This window comes from Streptomyces sp. NPDC085900 (assembly GCF_044540925.1).
Lineage (GTDB): Bacteria > Actinomycetota > Actinomycetes > Streptomycetales > Streptomycetaceae > Streptomyces > Streptomyces gilvifuscus.
On sequence record NZ_JBITSP010000004.1, the window covers coordinates 962142 to 981965 of the forward strand.

The window sequence follows — 19824 nt, forward strand, 5'->3', positions numbered from 1 at the left end:
GTGGCCGTCCTGCACGCCTGGCGCGCCGCCCGCGTCACCCCGCTCGGCGAACTGCACGCCCCGCCCCGGATGTCGGCCGTGCTGGTCCGGCTGACCGTCCAGGTGGTGCTGGTCGCCTCCCTGTGGAACGGCCTGTACGACCGGACCCAGGTCTCGGCCGGGATGAGCCGAGAGCAGGCCGTCACGTACGCCGTGCTGGCCGTACTCGCCTCCCGGCTGCGGGAGTTGGACCAGTACGCGGGCCGGGACACGGTCATCCAGCACATGCACTTCGGCACCATCGTCTACTGGTACCTGCGCCCGCTGTCGCCCGCCCGCTACCACGCCCTGCGCGCCCTCGGCGAGCAGGTCTACGGGGCCGCGTGGGCGCTGGCCGGATACGCGGTGTGCCTCGCCGCCGGGGTGGTCGAGCCGCCCGGATCGGCCGCCGTGGCCGGGGTGTTCGTGCTCAGCCTGCTGCTCGGGCAGCTCGTGCTGTACCACGTGATGCTCCTGCTGGACCAGATGTGCTTCTGGACCGTGCGCAACAGCGCCGCCATGCTCATCCTGATCTTCGCGCAGAACCTGATGTCCGGGGTGTACGCCCCGCTGTGGTTCTTCCCCGCGTGGTTCCGGACCCTGAGCACCTTCCTGCCCTTCCAGGCCACGCTCAACGTGCCGCTGTCGCTGTACGTCGGCCGCATCGAACTGTCCGACGCGCCACTGCAGTTGACGATCCAGGTCGGCTGGGTCGTGCTGCTCCACCTGTTCACCCGGTTCCTGTGGCGGCGGGCCGCCCGCCGGGTCATCTCCCAGGGAGGCTGAGGTCATGAACGCCGTCCGGATCGCCTGGCGCGTCACGCGCCTCAACTTCCGCTCCCAGCTGGAGTACCGCACCGAGTTCCTGCTGATGGTCGCGATCGGCGCGATCTGGCAGGTGTCGGTGATCGTGTTCGCGACCGTGCTGCTGACCCGGTTCACCGGGATGGGCGGCTGGGACAGCTCCGACGTGCTGCTGATCCCGGCGACCCGGATGCTGGCGCACGGGCTGTTCGTCCTGGTCCTGGGCCGGATGCACGGCATCGGCCGGTTCATCCAGGAGGGACAGATCGACGTCTATCTGCTGCGGCCCATGCCGGTCCACCGGCAGGTCCAGCTGCAGTACTTCCCCACCAACGCGATCGGTGACCTGACCGTGGCCACGGGGCTGATGGCCGGCGCCCTGTCCCGCAGCCACCTCGACTGGAACGCCGGGCGGATCACGTATCTCACCGTCTGCCTCATCGGCGGCATGCTGCTGGAGGCCGCCCTGTTCACGGCGGTGGCCGCCGCGTCCCTGCGCTTCCCGACCGCCGACTACTGGAGCCGCTGGCTGGAGGAGCTGCTGGGCACCTTCGGCAGCTACCCGCTCAACGTCCTGCCCAAGGCCGTGGGCGGCTTCCTCACCTTCGGCCTCCCACTCGCCTTCGTCGCCTACTTCCCGGCCGCCGTCCTCACCGGCCACGGCCACGACACAGGCGTCCCCTACTGGCTGGCGGCCGCCTCCCCCGTACTCGGAGTACTCGCCTACCTCGCCGCGAGACTGCTGTGGCGCTGGAGCCTGGACCACTACACGGGGGTGAACGGCTGACCCGCGTCCGGCGACCGCACGGCCGCGGATGACCGGCGGGACACGCCCCGGCGCCTACGATCCCTGTGCGGTGTCTTCGGTCTGTCCGGTCCCGGCGAGGAGCGTTCCATGAGTACTGCCGTCGTGGTGGGCAGCGGTCCCAACGGACTCGCGGCGGCCGTCCTCCTGGCCCGGGAGGGCGTGGACGTCACCGTCCTGGAGGCGGCCGCGACGATCGGCGGCGGTACGCGGACCAGCGAGCTGACTCCGGGCCTGCTGCACGACCACTGCTCCGCCATCCACCCCATGACGGCCGGCTCGCCCTTCCTGCGCGAGCTCGGTCTCGACCGGCACGGTCTGCGCTGGCGGCTGCCGGAGATCGACTGCGTGCATCCGCTGGACTCCGGCGAGGCAGGGGTGCTGCGACGGTCCGTGCACGAGACGGCGGAGGGGCTGGGCCCGGTCGACGGGCCCCGGTGGCGGCGGCTGTTCGACCCGCTGGCCGACGGCTTCGACGCGCTGGCCGACGGCATCATGGGGCCGCCGGCCCGCGTGCCCCGCCATCCGCTCCTGCTGGCCCGGTTCGGGATCCCGGCCCTGCTGCCCGCCACGGCCGTGGCCGGGCTGTGGCGCACCGAGGCGGCCCGGGCCCTGTACGGCGGCGTGGCCGCCCACGCCTTCCGGCCGCTGAACCGGCCCGCGACCGCGGCGATCGGTCTGTCGATCGTCGCCTCCGGGCACCGGTACGGCTGGGTGGTGGCCGAGGGAGGCTCGCGGGCGATCACGGACGCGCTGGCCTCGCTCCTGACCGAGCTGGGCGGCCGGGTCGAGACGGGCGTCCACGTGCGCTCGCACACTCAACTCCCTCCGGCGGACGTGGTGTTGTTCGACACCGCTCCGCGCGCGGTCGCGGACATCCTGGGGGACCGGCTGCCGGCCCGGGTGGCCCGCGCCTATCGCCGCTACCGGCACGGCCCCGGCGCCTTCAAGGTGGACTTCGCGGTCGAGGGCGGGGTGCCGTGGACCCACGAGGCGGCACGCCGCGCGGGGACGGTCCATCTGGGCGGCACCTTCGAGGAAGTCGCCGAGGCGGAACGGCAGGTCTGCGCCGGGCGGATGCCGGAGCGGCCGTTCGTGCTGGTGGGCCAGCAGTACCTGGCGGACCCGAGCCGGTCCGACGGCGACGTGCATCCCGTGTGGACGTACGCCCATGTGCCGCACGGCTACGCCGGTGACGCCACGGAGGCGGTCGTGGGGCAGATCGAGCGGTTCGCACCGGGCTTCCGGGACCGAATCGTCGGCACGGCGACCCGCTCACCCGCTCAATTCGAGGAGTACAACCCGAACTTCGTCGGCGGGGACATCGTCACGGGCGCCAACACCGCGCCGCAGCTCCTGCTCCGGCCCCGCCTCAGCCTCGACCCGTACAGCACGGGCGTATCGGGCATGTTCATCTGCTCGGCGGCCACACCCCCCGGCGCCGGCGCCCACGGCATGTGCGGAGCCAACGCGGCCCGATCGGCACTGCGGTACCTGGAGAGGGGTTCCGGACGGCGGACCGCTTCGGGCCACGGGCCCTCGCGCGGCCGCGGTTAATCGGTGGCCGGCGCCAACCTCGGACAGCTAGGCTCTTTCCTAGGACCTCTAGGAAAGGGGGGTGTGTCATGGTCAGGGCCGGTCTCAGTCCCGAGCGCATCACAGCGGCCGCCGCCGATCTCGCCGACGAGGTGGGGTTCGAGAACGTCACGCTCTCCGCTCTGGCCCGGCACTTCGGCGTCAAGGACGCGAGTCTGTACTCGCACGTCAGAAGCCTCCAGGACCTGCGTACGCGGATGGCGTTCCTGGCCGGCGGCGAGCTGATCGACCGCATCGCGACGGCCGTGGCCGGCCGGGCCGGGAAGGACGCGCTGGCCGCCTTCGCGGGCGCCTACCGGGAGTTCGCGCTGGAACACCCCGGACGGTACGCGGCCACCCAGATCCGTATCGACCAGTCCCTCGTCGCCGACTCCCCCGAGCTGCGCCGCACCGCCGAGATCACCTACGGCATGCTCCGCGCCTACGGCCTGGAGGAACCCGATCTCACCGACGCCGTACGCCTGTTGCGCAGCACCTTCCACGGCTACTGCGCCCTGGAGGCGAGCGGCGGCTTCGGTGCCCCGCGCGATGTGCGCAGGTCCTGGGACAAGGCGGTCGACGCCCTGCACATCGCCCTCGAACACTGGCCCCGGGAAGGAACGCACGACGATGACTGAACCGCACCACGACCGACGAGGCGCCGGGCCCGTCCTGCTGGTCGTCCCCGGAGGTGCCGGACACCCGATGGGACTCGGCCCGCTGACGGACGTACTCGCCGAGCGGTTCACCGTGGTGACGTACGACCCGCTCGGGCTGGCGCACGGCCGGCTCGGCGAGCCGGTCGCCGACCAGCGGGTGGAGCAGTGGAGCGACGGCGCCTCCCGGTTGCTCGAAGCGGTCCTGGACGACGGGGAGTCGGCGTACGTCCTCGGCCTCAGCTCCGGCGGGATCGCCGCGCTCGACCTGCTCACCCGCCGTCCGGAGCGGCTGCGGCACGTCGTCGCGCACGAGCCGCCCTGCGTGGGGATGCTGCCCGACGGGGCGCGGCAGCGGGCCATGTTCCGGGAGGTGTACGACACCTACCGCGCCGCCGGACCGCAGGCCGCCGCCGCACGGCTCGGCGCCGGGCTGACGGGACAGGAGCCGGGCGAGACCGTCTCGGGTCGACCACTGTCCAGGGAGGCGGAGTTGGCCGACCCGATGGCGCTCTTCCTCGCCCATGTCGTACGTGGCTTCACCTCGTACGCTCCCGACCTGGGCGCCCTGGCCACCCTCTCGGACCGGCTCACTCTCGCCGCCGGGTCCGACTCCCGCGGCCAACTCCTGCACCGGACGGCCGAGTTCGTCGCCGGGCGCACCGGAGCCCGCTTCGTCGAGTTCCCCGGAGGGCACGTCGGGGCCAGCGAGCACCCCGTCGCGTTCGCCGAGCGGCTCGTGGAGACGCTGGCTGAGCACGACGAGCCGCGCGTTTCGCCCGGCCGGCCGAGTGCGAGCCGCTGACCGCCTAGCCCGGCGTCCGCACGGGCGTCCCGTGCCGCCCGAGGCCGTCGACCTCGGCGTACGACGGTGCCGCGCCCAGCGGTCGGCGGCCGGTTCCGATGTCCGCCACCGTCTCCAGGGCCGCTCCCAGCGCGCGCCGGTACAGCAGTGAGCCGAGGCTGACGCGGCGCACTCCGAGGTCGGCGAGGTGGGGGACGCCGGGGCCGGTGGGTGAGTAGAGGACGTTGAGGGGGACCCGTACGCGCCGCACCAGGGCGGCGATGGTCCCGGGATCGGTGAGGCCGGGGACGAACACGCCGTCGGCGCCCGCCTGTTGGTAGGCGTCGAGTCGTCGTAGCGTCTCGGGCTCGCCGCCCTCCCCCAGCCAGTACGTGTCGGTGCGGGCGTTCACGAAGAGGCCGGGAGCCGCGGCCTTGACCGCTGCGATCTTGGCGGCGTGCCGCTGGACCGGCCCGAGAGCGTCCTCCAGGTTGATCCCCACGGCGCCGGCGGCGGCCAGCTCGCGCGCGAACTCCCCCACCGCGTCCGGATCTTCACTGAAGCCGTCCTCCGCGTCGACGGACAGCAGAAAGGGCCCGGAGCCCAGGATGCGGGCCAGTGCGAGGGTCTCGTCACGGGTGGCGGAGGCGCCGTCGGGCAGACCGGCGGCCGCGGCGACACCGAGGCTGGTCGTGCCGATCGCGCGGAAGCCGCGCGCGGCGAGGGCTGTCGCCGAGGCATGGTCCCAGGCGTTGGGCAGGAACAGAGGCTGATCGGCGTGGTGGAGCTCGGCGAAGGCGGTCATGGGAGCTCGACCACCGCATCGACGTCGGCGGCGCTCACCCGCGGGCTGTCGGTCATACCGGAACGGTAGGCGCCGATCGGTTCGGTGCCCGCCGAAGTGTGGGGGTCCGGCCGCTCACCCCGGCGGTACGGCGTTTCAGGCGGCGCGCTCCGCCGCGCTGCGCTCCACGCAGAACTCGTTGCCCTCAGGATCGGTGAGCACGGCCCAGCCCGTGCCGTCCGGATTGCGGCGGTCGTCCACGAGGGTGGCGCCGAGCGCGAGCAGGCGGTCGACCTCCTCGTCGCGGGTGCGGTCCTGCGGCTGCAGGTCGAGGTGCACACGGTTCTTGACGGCCTTGGCCTCCGGCACGGTGACGAACAGCAGGCTCGCCGGCTCGATGAGTACCTCGGGATCGCCGGGCTCGTCCTCCGGGCGCAAGGAGTGGCCGAGAACCCGGGACCAGAACCCGGCGAGGGCGTAGGCGTCGGCGCAGTCGACGGTGGTGTGGCGGATGGCAGAGGTCATGGGAGGGATTCTCGAACGCCCGGCCCGACGCGGGCAACGGAGATTCGGGCGGAGACCGTGCGTGGCCGCACGGTCGGACACAGGCCTCATCCGCCCGACGGGCTCACCCTGCGACGACGTCGACCCCCGCCGCGCCGAACACCACCCGCAGCTCGGGCCCCTCGCTCCAGCGCACCGTCAACTCCCGCTCCCCGTCCGCCCGTACGTCGACCGTCTCGGTCAGCGGCACCGGATCCGCCTCACCGGTGAGCCGGGCCAGCGCGACGAAGAGCGTGTCGCCGTCGCCGGTGACGCCGGTCATCGCCTCCGACAGGCCGACGGCGGGCGCCAGTTCGGCCCGCGGACCCCGCTCCGCCGTCGGCCACCCGGTCACCCGCACCGCCGTACCCGGCTCGGCCCCGGAGACCAGATGCGCCCGTACCTCCACCGCCCCGCGCGCCAGCACCGCACTGGTCACCCGCGCTCCCGCGCCGGCCGTGTGCCGGGAGGCCGCCCAGCCCTCGCCGACGCCCAACGGCTCGATCCCCGTCCGGCTCGGGTCGTCCCCGACGAACACGCTGTTGTCGTACGAGGAGGAGGGCGCCGTCGCGGTCGAGTACGCGAGCCGCGTGTAGTACGGGTCGTAGCGGACGTCCTCGCTGCCGTGGTTGTGCAGGCGCACCAGCCCGTCCGAACTCGTCGACTGCAGGAGCCAGTTGGGCGGGCCGACCGGTGTGACCGCGTCGGACCGCTCGGCCGGTCCCGGCTCCTCGGGGGCCGTCCACACCGGGTGGTCCGGGGGCAGGAGCAGGCCGACGAAGCCCTTGCTCGCCCAGTAGGGCGAGGCGGGGCCCGAATAGCCCTGCAGGACCGCCGGGTCGGGGCCGTGCCAGCCGAGGGTGAGCAGGCCCCGCTCGTCCACCGCGCCCCGCTCCAGGAAGTACTTCAGCGCGCCGGACGCCAGCCGCCGGGTCTCGCCCGGCGACAGCGGCGTACGGCCGCACAGGGCGCCCAGCCACAGCGGGGCCGTCGTCGCGAAGCGGTAGGTGAGCGAACGGCCCTGGTGCATCGGCGCGCCGTCGCCGCCGAACAGGCGGGCGTAGTCCTCCAGATGGCGCGAGAGCCGGCCGCCGTACAGCTCCAGCAGCCGGGGGTCGTCCGCGAGCCAGGCGTGCAGCACCGGGTACAGGTGCATCGCCCAGCCGTTGTAGTAGTCGAACTTGCGGCCGTCTCCGTCGGTGTACCAGCCGTCGCCGAGGTACCAGTCCTCGATACGGGCGAGCCCGTGGTCGATCGCCTTGCGGGAGGCCTCCGTCTCGTAACCGATCTCGTCGAGGAATCCGCCCACCGTGACGGGGAACAACTCCCAGTTGCAGGGCCAGGCCTCGGCGGTCAGCGCGTCGCCCAGCCAGGCCGCCGCCCGCTGCCGTACCCCGTCGTCCAGGCGGTCCCACAGCAGCGGGCGGGTCAGGCGCAGGGCGAGGGCGACGGACGCGGCCTCGACGAGGGGCTGGCCGCGGTCCTCGACGCGGGGCCACACGCCCGCGGTACCGGCCGCGAGGCCCTCGGCGTAGCGCTCCAGCGCGGTCTCGTCCCGGCGGAAGGCCGCGAGCAGCAACGTACGGGCGTATCCCTCCAGGCCGTCGGAGAGGCGGCCGGACCAGCTCTGGCGGTCGCCGGGGAGGTGGTAGAGCGCGCCGCCCTCGGTGGCGTACGGCTCGACCGCGGCGAGCAGGGCGTCGGCGGCCGCCTCCCAGTGGGCGCGGGTGTAACCGGTGTACGGGCTGCGGGCGTCGTCGGCGGGGGGCAGGTGCATCGGCTCTCTCTCACGACTCACGACATCACGGCTCACGAATCACGACATCACGGCTCACGACATGGCTCACGACATGGCTCACGACAATCGTGTCCCACGACACCGGTGGCCCACGACTGTCACACGGCGCTCACTGGGCTCACGGCAGCAGCGCCGGAGAAGGGAGGCCTGGGGCGCCCCGGTTCCGGTCGAGACGCCCCAGGGGCTCATCCCACCCGCACCGTGCCCCCGGGCACCAGATGCTGGGCGAGAAGTTCGTCGCGGACAAGGCCCGCGTACACGGTGGCGCCGTGCACGGAAGTGTGGGTGTTGTCCTTCTTCTCGTTGTAGAGGTAGATCGCCTTGGAGCCTTCGACGCCGAGGGATTCCACCAGTGCCTTCGTCTTCGCCGTCAGGTCGATGAGCGGTACGTGCTCCGCCGCCGCGACCGACCGGATGACAGCGGGATGGTCCACACCGAGACCATTGACGAGCAGTGCGGTGTTGTTGTTCAAGGTGCCGTCGGCATTGAACCACCGTCGCACGATCGGCGTCACCAGGACGGGCCGTCCGCCCTTGTCCCTCACCCCGGTCACGAGCGTTTCCAGGTTGGCACTGTAGGTGGCCTCGTCCGTGGTCTTGTCGTTGTGCGCGAGTTGGATGAGCACCAGGTCGCCGGGGCGGATCAGTGGCTGGACGGTGCCCCACAACCGCGGGTTCCCCAGATAGGTGACCGTACTCTCGCCGGAGTCGGCGTAGTTGGCGACGGACACGCCCTTGCGCAGGAACTGCGGGAGCTGTTGGCCCCAGCCGGAGTAGGGGTCGGCGGGCTGGTCGCAGACCGTGGAGTCGCCGATCAGGAGGATCTGGCGGGTGTGCCGGTCGGCCGGGGTGACGCGGATGTCCGCGAGGGCCGGCGCCGAGCCGCCGATTGCCAGGTCCAGGCCGGGAGTTCCGTCGGGGCCGGTCGGCTCGCCCTCCGGGGTGCGGACGTCGACGGTGAAGCTGCGGGCGACGCGCTCGCCGGCCGCGACGGACGTCTCGGGGAGCAGGGAGCGCCGGGTCTCGCCGCTGATGGCGGTGCTGGAGTCGGCGTCGCCGCCGAGCAGGACCCGTATGTCGTAGGTGCCCGGCGGGACGTCGAAGTGGCAGGCGTTGGCGGTGCAGTCGTCGATGCCGAGGGGCCCGGGGCCGTCGTGCGCCTGGGCGGGTACGGCGGTCAGACAGGCGCTCAGGATCAGCGCGGCGGACACGGCGAGGCTGAAACGTCTCATTCGCGAATCCCTCCGACGGGACGGACTGGGCGACAGGGCTGGCGGCTGGACCGTACCCCCATCGGCAAGCGCTTTCTAGCCTTTCGACTATTTTCACAAGATAGCCAACCTCCGCCGCGTGAAAGCCCTTTCGCGAAATCGATTCAACTGTCACCCTCACACTCACCCGCAACCCCCACGCGCCCCCCGAAGGAGGCACCCCCATGTCCGACACCGCGAACAGACCGGTCGGCCGCCGCACCTTCGTCCTCGGCTCCGCGGCCGCCGCCGGCACCGCCGCCCTCGCCGGACCCCTCGCCCCGTCCGCGTCCGCCGCGGGCTTCGGCTACAGCGACGACGGCTCCAACTACGTCGTCGACACCGGCGCGAGCCTCGTCTTCAAGGTCAGCAAGACCAACGGCGACCTGACCTCGCTGGTCTACAAGGGCACGGAGTACCAGGGCTACGGCGGCAAGAACTCCCACGTCGAATCCGGCCTGGGCACTTCCACCGTGACCGTGAAGCAGTCCGGCTCGACGATCCTGATCTCCGTGGCGTACGGCACGCTCAAGCACTATTACGCGGCCCGCAGCGGCGAGAACAACGTGTATCTGTGGACGAACAAGGCCGACGACTCGGTCTCCGCGACCCGTTACATCGTGCGCGTCAAGGCGGGCATGTTCCTCAACGACGAGCCCGACTCCTACACGTACACGACCAGCACCATCGAGGCCTCGGACGTCTTCGCCAAGTCCGACGGGCAGACCCGCTCCAAGCACTACTCGAAGCTCAGGGTCATCGACTACGACTGCATCGGCTGGACCACGGGCAGCGTCGGACTGTACGTCGTCCGCTCCAACCACGAGAAGGCCTCCGGCGGCCCCTTCTACCGCTCGCTGCTGCGCCACCAGAGCGCCGACGGCGGCGGCCTGTACGAGATCCTCTACTACGGCGAGAACCAGACGGAGTCTCAGCGCTTCGGCCTCCAGGGCCCGTACGTCATCGCCTTCACCGACGGCGGCGCGCCCTCCTCCTCGCTCTACCACGCCAACCTCACCACTTCCTGGGCGGATTCGCTCGGCATCTCCGGATACGTGGCGGCGAGCGGGCGCGGCAAGGTCGCCGGTGTCGGCATCACCGGCCGCAACACGGCGTTCCCGTACACCGTGGGGATCGCCAACTCGGCCGCCCAGTACTGGGGTTCGGCCAGGTCGTCGGACGGATACTTCTCCATCGCGGGCGTCCTGCCGGGGACGTACACGCTGACCGTCTTCAAGGGCGAACTCGGCGTCTACACCGGCTCGGTGACGGTCACGGCCGGTGGCACGACCACCCTGAACACCATCGCGATCCCGTCCTCCAACGACCCGGGCAACGCGAGCGCGATCTGGCGCATCGGCGACTGGAACGGCACGCCGAGCGGCTTCAAGAACGCGGACCTGATGACGTACGCGCATCCGTCCGACGTCCGGGCCGCGTCCTGGACCGGGAACGTCGTCGTCGGCAGCGGCACCGAGACCTCCGCCTTCCCCTGCTACCTCTGGAAGGACGTCAACAGCGGTCTCCTCGTCTACTTCAAGCTGACGGCCGCCCAGGCCGCCGCCGCGCACACCCTGCGGATCGGCGTGACGACGGCCTACGCCAACGGGCGGCCGCAGATCTCGGTCAACGACTGGACGTCGTCGATCCCCTCACCGCCCTCCCAGCCGAGCACCCGGTCGCTGACCGTGGGCTCCTACCGGGGCAACAACTACACGTTCACCTACAGCGTTCCGGCGAGCGCCTGGCTCACCGATACCAGCCAGTACAACGTGCTGAAGATCAACGTGGTGAGCGGTTCGGGGACGACGTCCTTCCTCAGCGCCGGCACGTCGATCGACGCGATCGACCTGCTGGCCTGACCCGACGGGACATCAGGTCCCGCGCGTCCACTGCTGGTTGGTGGCTCCGTTGCAGGTGTAGGTGATGATCGCGGCGGAGTTGGCGGTGGACGCGCCGGACACGTCCAGGCACTCGCCGGTGGCGCGGGCCTTGATGTTCACGTAGGAGCCGGAGGCGACCACCGACCACTGCTGGGCGGTGGCGCCGGTGCAGTTCTCCTGGGTGACGCCGGAGGCGTTCTCCTGCAGGCACAGGGAGCTGCCCCGGCCCATCAGCTCGTAGTAGCCGGTTCCGAGGTCCTTGAACCACCACTTCTGGTTGGTGCCGCTGTTGCAGGTGTACTGGCTGATTGCGACGCCCTGCCACAGGGACTGGTTCGGCACGTCCGCGCACTTGCCGCTGTTCCGGGCGACGAGTGTGTTGTACGTGGCACCGGTCCCGGCGACCGTGCCCGCGGTGGTGTCGACGGTGACCTCCGGGTACCAGGACATGGACATGGAGGTCGAGCTGGGGAAGGTCAGCGGCAGCCAGACGTAGCGCGAGTCGTTGACCGTGCCGCCGAAGGAGTTGCCCCAGCGGTCGCCCATGTAGAGGTACGAGGTGCCCGATGTGCCGGTGACCGGGAGCACGTAGGCGGTCTGGGAGTTGTAGGCCGTCGAGTCGCCGACGTTCGTCCATGACGTCCACGGGCCCGAGAGGGAGGTCGCGGTGGCGTACTGCTGCTGGTTGGCGCTCCAGCCCGTGGCTCCCGAGGTGAGCATGAAGTAGACGCCGCCCCGCTTGAACAGCGCCGGAGCCTCGCGGTGGCCGCCCGGCCAGGGGTTGGCGACCAGGCTGTCGATCGCCGTGTAGTCGGAGGTGAGCCGGTAGATGTGCAGGTCGTAGTTCTCGTTGGCCGCCGAGACCATGTACGCCGTGCCGTCGGTGTCGACGAAGGTGGTGATGTCCCGGGACATGTACTGCCCGAGCGGCTGGAAGCTGCCCCGGTAGGTGTAGGTGCCGTCGACGGTGTCGGAGACGGCGACGGCCGCGCGCGCCTGGCTGTAGTCGACGCCGTTCTCCTTGTGCATCCACATCACGAACTTGCCGGTGGAGGCGTTGTAGACGACCTTCGGGCGCTCGATGTAGGCGGTGGCCAGTTCGGAGGCGGACGACTGGGTCAGGACGTGGTTCCTGAACTCCCAGTTCTTCAGGTCGGTGGAGCGGTAGGCGTCCACGTACCGGAAGGTGTTGTCGGAGTTGCGGTCCTCCCCGAACCAGTAGTAGTACGAGCCGACCTTGATGACCCCGCCGCCGTGGGCGTGCACGGCGTTGCCCGAAGTGTCGGTGAACTGCGTGCCGTTGGTGATCGCCTGGGTGGCCGCCTGGGCCGGGCCCGCGGTCGCGAGGGCGCCGAGCAGGCCCAGGCAGAGGGCGAGCAGCACCGCGTGGACACGTCTCATCTCACACACTCTCCTTGCTTCGGTCGGCGGCCGTGTCGGCCACGGGGATGCCGAAGTCGGGGGTGCCGTCCGGGTTCCAGCCGAGCTTCTGGATCCGGGTGTGGCGGTTGGGGTCGTTCAGGGGATCGCCGGTGATCTCCTTGTACTGGCGGGCGTGGTAGACGAGGACGTCGCTGCGGCCGTCCTCGGCGACCGTGAAGCAGTTGTGGCCGGGGCCGTACTGCTTGGTGGTGTCGTTGCTGGTGAAGACGGGGGCCGGGGACTTGGACCAGTTGGCGGGGTCCATCAGGTCGGCGTCCGCGTCGACCGTGAGCAGGCCCATGCAGTAGTGGTGGTCGGTGGCGGACGCCGAGTAGGACAGGAAGAGGCGGCCGTTGCGGGCGAGGACGGCGGGGCCCTCGTTGACCTTGTAGCCGACGCACTCCCAGTCGAACTCCGGTGTGGAAAGGCGGATCTGAGGTCCCGTCAGGGTCCATGGGTTGGCCATCTTCGACAGCCACAGGGCCGTGTTGTTGTCCATGCCGGGCTCGTGCTGGGCCCAGACGAGGTAGCGGGTACCGCGGTGGCTGAAGGTGGTGGCGTCCAGGGAGAAGGTCTCCCAGGCGGTCTTCACCTGCCCCTTCTCCACCCAGGTCCCCTTGAACGGGTCGGGGTTCGCGTTCTCCAGGACCCAGATGCGGATGTCCCAGACGCTCTCCGCGGGGGCGGAGGCGAAGTAGACGTACCACTTGCCGCCGATGCGGTGGATCTCCGGCGCCCAGATGTGCGCGCCCATGGCCCCGGTGGCGTGCTTGTGCCAGACGACCGCCTCCGCGGCGGTCGCGAGGCCGTTCAGGGTGCGGGAGCGGCGCAGGACGATGCGGTCGTACTCGGGGACGGTGGCGGTGAAGTAGTAGAAGCCGTCGGCGTGGCGGTGGATGTAGGGGTCGGCGCGCTGCCTCACGAGCGGGTTCACGAAGGGGGCGGCCTTCGGCCTCGCCGAGGCGCCGGCAGTGCCGGGAGTCGCTGCCAGGGCGCCCGCGGCCAGCGCGGCTCCCTTCAGCATCAGGCGGCGTGTGGGGGGCGAGGTGCTTGCGGGCAGGTCGTCATCGCGGCTCATACGGCTTGCCTCTCGGGGGGAATGTTCGAGATGCCAAACGACATCTGTCATTACGAACGCCGAAAAGGTAAGGGTGTGGAACCTGGAGGTCAACGGGTCTGACGCGACTTGCAGGAAGCGCTTTCCAAGTTTCTGCCGCGGCGCCGTTTTTCTGTTATCGAAGGCAACCTCGGAACGTCTCCACCCGTGTGCGCAGCCATATCCACAAGACAGCAGCCGCTGCGGGCGCCCTCGCGGCGGTGGCCGCCCTGCTCGCCACCGGCGGGCCGGCCGCGGCGGCCGGAGTCCGTGACGCGACCGCCGACGTCCTCGCCGACCGGGACGTGACGCTCACCGGCGACACGGTGGTCACCGTGCCGTCCGGGACGACGACGTACGACGGCGTCTTCCGCGGCGAGGGCACCCTCACCGTGCGCGGCGGCGGAACCCTGGTCCTCACCAGGGACAGCGACTTCACCCTGCCGCGCTCCCGGCAGCGGCAGACCGTGCGGACGCTGGGGGGCAACCACCCGTACACCACGGTCGCCGACCCCGACCCACCCGCGATCACGGTCGAGCGCGGGACGACCCTGCAATACGGCACCGGCGGCGGCACCGGCCTGATCGGCCACTTCCCGTACGACACCCCCGGTTTCCGGCTGAACCAGCTCAACATCCGGGTCGACGGCACCCTGCGCCTGTCGCTCACCCGCACCTTCGACATCGGCACGATCAGCGGTTCCGGTCTGGTGAGCCAGCCGCGCGGCATGTGGGGCACCCTCGACCTGGCCGGCACCCAGCCCTTCTCCGGCGTCATCGACAACGGCACCGGCATGGCCGTCGGGCGCCCCGAGTTCCCGGTGGCGCTCCCCCGCGCCCGGGCGATCCTCAACCAGGGCTCCTGGATCATCGACACCCCGCTGTACCGGACGATCACTCTGCGGCAGAACTTCTACGAGCGCGCGTACGGCAGCGACGTCAACGTCCACACCCGTCCCGGCAGCAAGGTCGTGCTCACCGGCCAGTACAGCTACAGCGACGAGGGCGGTGACACCACGCCCTCCCTGAGCGACCCGGGCCTCAACTGGCGTCCCGTCGCTCACCAGTTGAACAAGCGGGGCACCAACATCGAGGGCGCGGACGTGCGGTGGGGCGACGGCACGACCCACCGGATCTTCATGCCGGGCACGAAGGACACCGTCTACATCAACCTGCACGAGGCGAGCGGCCGCCGCTCGAAGCTGACCTTCGACTACGACGGGCCGGTCACCCTGGGCGCTCCGATCGGTGGCGGCCGGTACCACGACACGCTCGCCGCCCCCGGCGCCGGGGACGTCGTCATCGCGGGGACCCCCGGGAACGACGTGACCTTCGCGGCGAAGCAGTACTACGACGGCTCCACGACCGTGGAGAAGGGCGCGGTGCTGCGGATCGGACTCGGCTCAAAAAGCGGCGGTGACGGCTCACTGCTGACGGGCTCGGCGCGCCGCCGAGTGGTGGACGACGGCACGCTCGTCGTGCGGAACGCGTCGACTCCCGTGTCCCTCTCGCGGATCGGCGGCTCCGGCTCCCTGGTGCAGTCGGGCGCGGCGACGACCACGCTGACCGGCGGCGAGGTGACGTACACCGGCGACACGACCGTCGGCAAGGGCACGCTGGCGCTGCGCGGAGGGGCGACTCTGCTGCACAGCAAGGCGATTCGGCTCACCTCGGCGTCGGCGCGGCTTGACGCGGGGCGGGCGGGGCTGCGGGTGGCGACCTCGCTGAGCGGTGAGGGCACCGTGCGAGGCGCGGTGACCAATGACGGGGTGGTCGCGGGCGGGCTGCGGATCGCCGGTGACTTCACACAGCGCCCGAAGGGCGAACTGGTCGTGGGGAAGCAGCCGTTGACGGTGTCCGGTGCCGTCCGGCTGGCGGGCGGCCTCGACTTCTCGGCCGCGGCGGCCGGATCCGCGCGCGCGATCACCGTCCTCGACCACGGCGGCGGGGCGAGGACGGAGGGCGCGTTCGTCGGCCTGGAGGAAGGCGCCCGGCTGAAGCTCGCCGGCACCACCTACCGGATCAGCTACCGGGGCGGCGACGGCAACGACGTGACCCTGAGCGCGACCGAACGGTCCCCCGCGCCGACGGCCCGGCACTCCGGACCGTCCGGCAAGGCCGCGGCGGCCGGTCCGCACGCCGCCGACACCGCGAGCAGCGGCCTGGGCTCGTGGCCGTACGTGCTCGCGCTGGGGATGCTCTTCGGGCTCGTGGTGCCGGCGGTCCGGAGGCGGGGGCACGGAGGCCGGCGGAGCGGCGGCCGGCATGCGGCACAGGACTGACCTCCAGGGGTGACCGTGAACCACCGTCCCAGATGCTGGTCGAGGTGTTCACGGGCTGGACACGGGCGGACTACCGACGTCCCTTCGCCTAGCCTCGTGGCATGACCAGCGACACCTCCCTCGCCACAGCTCTCGCCACCGGAACCGTCGTGCTCGACGGCGGTATGTCCAACCAGCTCGAGTCGGCCGGGCACGACCTGAGCGACGAGCTGTGGTCGGCGCGGCTGCTCGCCGAGCGGCCCGAGGCGATCACCGAGGCCCACCTCGCGTACTTCGAGGCCGGCGCGGACGTGGCGATCACCGCCAGCTACCAGGCCACGTTCGAGGGCTTCGCCAGGCGCGGGATCGGCCGTGAGAAGGCGGCCGAACTCCTCGCGCTGAGCGTGGAGTCGGCGCGTGAGGCGGCGCGTCAGGCGGCGGCGAAGGGGGTCACCCGGCCGCTGTGGGTGGCGGCCTCGGTCGGCCCGTACGGGGCGATGCTCGCGGACGGCTCCGAGTACCGGGGGCGGTACGGGCTGAGCGTGGACGAGCTCGCCGGCTTCCACCGGCCGCGCCTGGAGGTACTGGCCTCGGCCCGTCCCGACGTGTTCGCCCTGGAGACGGTCCCGGACGCCGACGAGGCGCGGGCGCTGCTGCGGGTGGTGCGGGGGCTGGGGGTGCCGGCCTGGCTGTCGTACACCGTGGAGGGCGATCGCACCCGTGCCGGGCAGCCGCTGGAGGAGGCGTTCGCGCTGGCCGCCGACGTGGACGAGGTGATCGCGGTGGGTGTGAACTGCTGCGCCCCGCAGGACGTCGACGGCGCGGTCCGGACCGCCGCGCGCGTCACCGGCAAGCCGGTGGTCGTCTACCCCAACAGCGGGGAGGCCTGGGACGCCGGGGCCCGCGCCTGGGCCGGGCGCTCCAGCTTCACCCCCGAGGAGGTCACGGGGTGGCGTGCGTCCGGGGCGCGACTGATCGGCGGGTGCTGCCGGGTGGGGCCGGAAGCGATCGCCGGGATCGCGGCGGCGCTGACGCCGTGACGCCCCGTCGCTCCCCCGGCGGCACCTCGTAGGGGGACGTGGGCAGGTCTCAGCTGCGGCGCGCTCCGGTGGAGCGCCGTAGCCGTCGTACCGTCGCGCGCAGATCCGCAGTCCGCGCGGGCGTCGGCTCCGGCACGCCGGTGTCGTCCGGCTCACGGGGCGCGGTTTCGGCCGCCGTCCACAGCGCCAGCTCGGCGTCGCGGGGGCCGTACGCCGTGCGGGGCTCCTCGGCGTCGAAGATCCGTACCGGATGCCGCGGGTCCCATGCCTCCCAGCCGGGGTCCCCGTCGGCCGCGAACCGCACCCACGCGCCGTGCATCGCGTCGGCCAGTTCCTGCGGCGCTCCGTCGCCGGCCAGCTTGCGCGACTCCGGCAGGTCGCCGCTGTCGAAGACGAAGCCGAGCTCCAGGGCGTGGCAGGAGCCGAGGTCGGGCAGGCCCGAGGGCCAGCCGAACTCGTAGACCCAGGAGCCGCCGGGGCGGGCGTCGGCCAGGCGGTGCAGGGGGCGGCGCAGCAGGTGGTCGGTGACCATCTGGCCGACGATCTCGGCGGTACCGGCCTGCGGGTGCAGGGCGCGGTAGCCGCGGGGCACCTCGGTGCCGCAGTGGCAGCGGGCCATGGCGCCGGCGAGGGCGACGGCCCCGAGCCGGTCGACGCGTTCCAGGAGGCCGCCGGGGACGAGCCAGAGGCGGTACTCGTCGCTGGTCCAGCCCATCATCAGGTCGACACCCGGGGCCGCACCGCCGTCGACGAGGGCCTCCATGGGGTCGCGCGGGACGAGGTCGTCGTCGATGACGACGCCGAAGGAGGGGCCGCCGAGCACCGGGCTGCTGAGTCTGCCCACCTCGCCCTGGGTGCGCAGCAGCAGCTCGCGGTCGACCTCGGCGAAGGCGGCCGCGGTGGCGGGGATCTTCAACCGGGTGGCCATACGGCGCACCATGCGCCGCACCTTGTCCCGTTCGAACGCCTCGGGCGGCCCGCTCTGCAGGACCGCCCGCCGCACCAGCCCCTGCGCCTGCGGGGCCGCCAGCAGGGCGCCCGCGCTGATCGCCCCCGCGGACTGTCCGGCGAGTGTGACGCGGTCCGGGTCGCCGCCGAAGGCCGCGATCGAGTCGTGGACCCACCGCAGGGCGGCGAGCTGGTCGCGCAGGCCGGGGTTGGCGGGGGCGTCCGGGAACAGCCCGTAACCCTCGACTCCCAGCCGGTAGTTCACGGAGACGAAGACGACGCCGTCGCGGGCGAAGGTCCGCCCGTCGTACACGGGCACGGCGGACGAACCCCTGGTCAGAGCGCCGCCGTGCAGCCACACCAGGACCGGCAGCCCGGCCCCGGGGCCCGGGTCCGGGGTCCAGACGTTCAGGTTCAGGCAGTCGTCGCCCGGCACGACGGGGTCGGACAGGTACTTGTCGAAGGCTTCGGAGTACGGCGGTTTCGGCGGTGTCGGCCCGAAGGCACCCGCGTCGCGCACGCCGTCCCAGGGCTCGGGCGGGACGGGCGGCCTGAAGCGTCGGGGACCGAGGGGAGGGGCGGCGTACGGGATGCCCCGGAACACCGCGATGCCCTGCTCGAACCGGCCGCGTACCGCCCCGTACGGGGTGCTGGCCACGGGGTCCGTCTGGATTGCTGCCGTCATGTGCCCACCAGCCTCCTCACCGCGCAACTGCATCGGTAACACCAGAGCATCACAGATCGCCGCGATATTCCGGCGCAGAGCGCGAGACGGGGGCTACTCGGCGTAGGCCGGGGGCCGAGGCCGAGCGGGTCGCAGCCGCTGCCGGTGGAGCCGTGGTCACCCCCTCCGCCCTCGGGGCGACGAGGTCGCGGTAACAGCCGCACACCGCCCCCTCGTTCGAAGTATCGAAAGCCAAGGCCTGTGAAGACCTGGCGAAGCCCGACCTCTTCCCCGCCCCAGCCCGCGAACCTAGGGTAGGAAGCGCTTACTGCCGCGCACCTGTCGAAACTTTTCATGGCCCTCGGGCGGGCCGGAGAGGTGGTTCCCTATGGTCCGTACGGGGAGTGCCGGCGTGGCCGCCGGTCCGACGCTGGCTGTGGTGGCCCGCGAGGCGGGGGTCTCCGTGCCGACCGCGTCCAAGGTGGTCAACGGCCGGGAGGACGTGGCTCCGGAGACCCGCCGGCGGGTGACGGAGGCGCTCGACCGGCTCGGTTACGTCCGCAGACCCCGGTTCGACGCGGCGAAGGTGCCCGGTCTGGTCGACCTGGTCGTGCACTCGCTCGACAGTTCCTGGTCGGGCGCGATCCTGCAGGGAGTCGAGGGGGCGGCGCACGACGCCGGGCTGGAGGTCGTGGTCTCGGCGGGGCTGACCCGGACCCGGGGTGCGCGGCCCGAGCGCGGCTGGCTGGACAAGCTGATCGCGCGCGGCTCCTCCGGGGTGCTGTTCAACCTGTCCGAGCTGACGCCGTCGCAGTACGCCTGGCTGGACCAGCACCGCATTCCGTACGTCCTGATCGACCCGGTGCTGGAGCCGCCGCCGGGTGTCGTGTCCGTGGGCGCGGCGAACTGGCAGGGCGGTGTGACGGCGACCGAGCACCTTCTGGCGCTCGGTCACCAGCGCATCGCGGTGATCGCCGGTCATCAGCGCAAGATGTGCAGCAGCGCGCGGGTCGCCGGCTATCGCTCGGCCCTCGCGTCGGCGGGCATCCGGCACCGTCCCGAGTACGTCCGCCACGCCGGCTTCGACGAGTCGGTCGCCCATCGCCGCATGCTGGACCTGTTGGACCTGCGCGAGCCCCCGACGGCCGTCTTCGTCTGTTCGGACCGCATGGCCCTCGGGGTCTACGAGGCGCTGGCCGAACGGGGGTTGAGGGTGCCCGAGGACGTCAGCGTCGTGGGCTTCGACGATCTGCCCGAGTCCCGCTGGGCCAGTCCCGCGCTCACCACCGTCCGCCAGCCCCTGTCGGAGATGGCGGCGACGGCCCTGCATCTGCTGGTCCGCATGATGGAGGGTGACCGCCCCGAGGGCACGCGCACGGAGTTGTCGACGCGACTCGTGCAGCGGGCCAGCACGGCACGCGCGCCGGTGAGGTGGCAGTGATCGCCGAAGCGGCCCGCGGGGCCCGTCTCCGCACCCCGTTGCGGTGGCGCGT

At 71.9% G+C, this 19824-nt stretch carries 16 protein-coding genes; 9 read left to right on the plus strand and 7 right to left on the minus strand.

The features are described 5' to 3' along the window. The 5 genes from ACIGDI_RS18390 (at position 1) to ACIGDI_RS18410 (ending at position 4663) form a co-directional block, all read left to right on the plus strand. Positions 1-804, plus strand: a complete 804-nt coding sequence (locus tag ACIGDI_RS18390; RefSeq protein WP_399897507.1) for an ABC-2 family transporter protein — start codon at positions 1-3, stop codon at positions 802-804. A gap of 4 nt (positions 805-808) precedes the next feature. Then, positions 809-1609: an ABC transporter permease gene (locus tag ACIGDI_RS18395; protein WP_399897509.1), complete on the plus strand. Its 801-nt coding sequence runs from the start codon at positions 809-811 to the stop codon at positions 1607-1609. A gap of 108 nt (positions 1610-1717) precedes the next feature. Then, entirely contained in the window at positions 1718-3184 is a 1467-nt protein-coding gene (locus ACIGDI_RS18400) for a phytoene desaturase family protein (RefSeq protein ID WP_399897512.1), read from the plus strand. A 68-nt stretch (positions 3185-3252) separates the two neighbouring features. Next, entirely contained in the window at positions 3253-3840 is a 588-nt protein-coding gene (locus ACIGDI_RS18405; RefSeq protein ID WP_399897515.1) for a TetR/AcrR family transcriptional regulator, read from the plus strand. Next, positions 3833-4663: an alpha/beta fold hydrolase gene (locus ACIGDI_RS18410; protein WP_399897518.1), complete on the plus strand. Its 831-nt coding sequence runs from the start codon at positions 3833-3835 to the stop codon at positions 4661-4663. The genes ACIGDI_RS18405 and ACIGDI_RS18410 overlap by 8 nt, the downstream gene beginning before the upstream one ends. Positions 4664-4667: 4 nt before the next feature. Here the strand turns inward: ACIGDI_RS18410 and ACIGDI_RS18415 are convergent, their stop codons facing one another. From ACIGDI_RS18415 to ACIGDI_RS18430, 4 genes are all read right to left on the minus strand, one after another. Continuing rightward, positions 4668-5447, minus strand: a complete 780-nt coding sequence (locus ACIGDI_RS18415; protein WP_399897521.1) for an isocitrate lyase/phosphoenolpyruvate mutase family protein — start codon at positions 5445-5447, stop codon at positions 4668-4670. A gap of 135 nt (positions 5448-5582) precedes the next feature. Continuing rightward, entirely contained in the window at positions 5583-5951 is a 369-nt protein-coding gene (locus tag ACIGDI_RS18420; RefSeq protein ID WP_399897524.1) for a VOC family protein, read from the minus strand. A gap of 103 nt (positions 5952-6054) precedes the next feature. Then, positions 6055-7746 carry a DUF2264 domain-containing protein gene (locus ACIGDI_RS18425; RefSeq protein ID WP_399897527.1) on the minus strand — a complete coding sequence of 564 codons (1692 nt, stop codon included), beginning with the start codon at positions 7744-7746 and terminating at the stop codon, positions 6055-6057. Between the two features lie 206 nt (positions 7747-7952). Next, positions 7953-8999, minus strand: a complete 1047-nt coding sequence (locus ACIGDI_RS18430; protein WP_399897530.1) for a rhamnogalacturonan acetylesterase — start codon at positions 8997-8999, stop codon at positions 7953-7955. Between the two features lie 203 nt (positions 9000-9202). On the opposite strand from ACIGDI_RS18430, the gene ACIGDI_RS18435 reads away from it, so the two are divergent. Continuing rightward, entirely contained in the window at positions 9203-10879 is a 1677-nt protein-coding gene (locus tag ACIGDI_RS18435) for a rhamnogalacturonan lyase B N-terminal domain-containing protein (protein WP_399897533.1), read from the plus strand. Between the two features lie 12 nt (positions 10880-10891). Here ACIGDI_RS18435 and ACIGDI_RS18440 read toward each other — a convergent pair whose 3' ends face one another. Continuing rightward, entirely contained in the window at positions 10892-12301 is a 1410-nt protein-coding gene (locus ACIGDI_RS18440) for an RICIN domain-containing protein (protein ID WP_399897536.1), read from the minus strand. A gap of 1 nt (position 12302) precedes the next feature. Then, positions 12303-13400, minus strand: a complete 1098-nt coding sequence (locus tag ACIGDI_RS18445; protein ID WP_399897539.1) for a family 43 glycosylhydrolase — start codon at positions 13398-13400, stop codon at positions 12303-12305. A 188-nt stretch (positions 13401-13588) separates the two neighbouring features. On the opposite strand from ACIGDI_RS18445, the gene ACIGDI_RS18450 reads away from it, so the two are divergent. Continuing rightward, positions 13589-15700, plus strand: a complete 2112-nt coding sequence (locus ACIGDI_RS18450; RefSeq protein WP_399897542.1) for an autotransporter — start codon at positions 13589-13591, stop codon at positions 15698-15700. A 101-nt stretch (positions 15701-15801) separates the two neighbouring features. Beyond that, positions 15802-16719, plus strand: coding sequence for a homocysteine S-methyltransferase (gene mmuM / locus ACIGDI_RS18455; protein ID WP_399897545.1), 918 nt, complete (start codon positions 15802-15804; stop codon positions 16717-16719). Between the two features lie 49 nt (positions 16720-16768). Here mmuM and ACIGDI_RS18460 read toward each other — a convergent pair whose 3' ends face one another. After that, entirely contained in the window at positions 16769-18352 is a 1584-nt protein-coding gene (locus tag ACIGDI_RS18460) for a carboxylesterase/lipase family protein (protein WP_399897548.1), read from the minus strand. Positions 18353-18719: 367 nt separating this feature from the next. On the opposite strand from ACIGDI_RS18460, the gene ACIGDI_RS18465 reads away from it, so the two are divergent. Next, on the plus strand, positions 18720-19772 hold the full coding sequence (locus ACIGDI_RS18465; RefSeq protein WP_399897552.1) for a LacI family DNA-binding transcriptional regulator: 1053 nt from the start codon (positions 18720-18722) through the stop codon (positions 19770-19772). The last annotated feature ends 52 nt before the right edge of the window (positions 19773-19824 follow it).

Bases quoted from the DNA above. Each gene is read 5' to 3' on its own strand.
- ACIGDI_RS18395 (WP_399897509.1), top strand. From the start codon at position 809: ATGAACGCCGTCCGGATCGCCTGGCGCGTCACGCGCCTCAACTTCCGC.
- ACIGDI_RS18405 (WP_399897515.1), top strand. From the start codon at position 3,253: ATGGTCAGGGCCGGTCTCAGTCCCGAGCGCATCACAGCGGCCGCCGCC.
- ACIGDI_RS18425 (WP_399897527.1), bottom strand. From the start codon at position 7,746: ATGCACCTGCCCCCCGCCGACGACGCCCGCAGCCCGTACACCGGTTAC.
- ACIGDI_RS18460 (WP_399897548.1), bottom strand. From the start codon at position 18,352: ATGACGGCAGCAATCCAGACGGACCCCGTGGCCAGCACCCCGTACGGG.
- ACIGDI_RS18420 (WP_399897524.1), bottom strand. From the start codon at position 5,951: ATGACCTCTGCCATCCGCCACACCACCGTCGACTGCGCCGACGCCTAC.
- mmuM (WP_399897545.1), top strand. From the start codon at position 15,802: ATGACCAGCGACACCTCCCTCGCCACAGCTCTCGCCACCGGAACCGTC.
- ACIGDI_RS18445 (WP_399897539.1), bottom strand. From the start codon at position 13,400: ATGAGCCGCGATGACGACCTGCCCGCAAGCACCTCGCCCCCCACACGC.
- ACIGDI_RS18430 (WP_399897530.1), bottom strand. From the start codon at position 8,999: ATGAGACGTTTCAGCCTCGCCGTGTCCGCCGCGCTGATCCTGAGCGCC.
- ACIGDI_RS18435 (WP_399897533.1), top strand. From the start codon at position 9,203: ATGTCCGACACCGCGAACAGACCGGTCGGCCGCCGCACCTTCGTCCTC.
- ACIGDI_RS18410 (WP_399897518.1), top strand. From the start codon at position 3,833: ATGACTGAACCGCACCACGACCGACGAGGCGCCGGGCCCGTCCTGCTG.
- ACIGDI_RS18440 (WP_399897536.1), bottom strand. From the start codon at position 12,301: ATGAGACGTGTCCACGCGGTGCTGCTCGCCCTCTGCCTGGGCCTGCTC.
- ACIGDI_RS18465 (WP_399897552.1), top strand. From the start codon at position 18,720: ATGGTCCGTACGGGGAGTGCCGGCGTGGCCGCCGGTCCGACGCTGGCT.
- ACIGDI_RS18400 (WP_399897512.1), top strand. From the start codon at position 1,718: ATGAGTACTGCCGTCGTGGTGGGCAGCGGTCCCAACGGACTCGCGGCG.
- ACIGDI_RS18415 (WP_399897521.1), bottom strand. From the start codon at position 5,447: ATGACCGCCTTCGCCGAGCTCCACCACGCCGATCAGCCTCTGTTCCTG.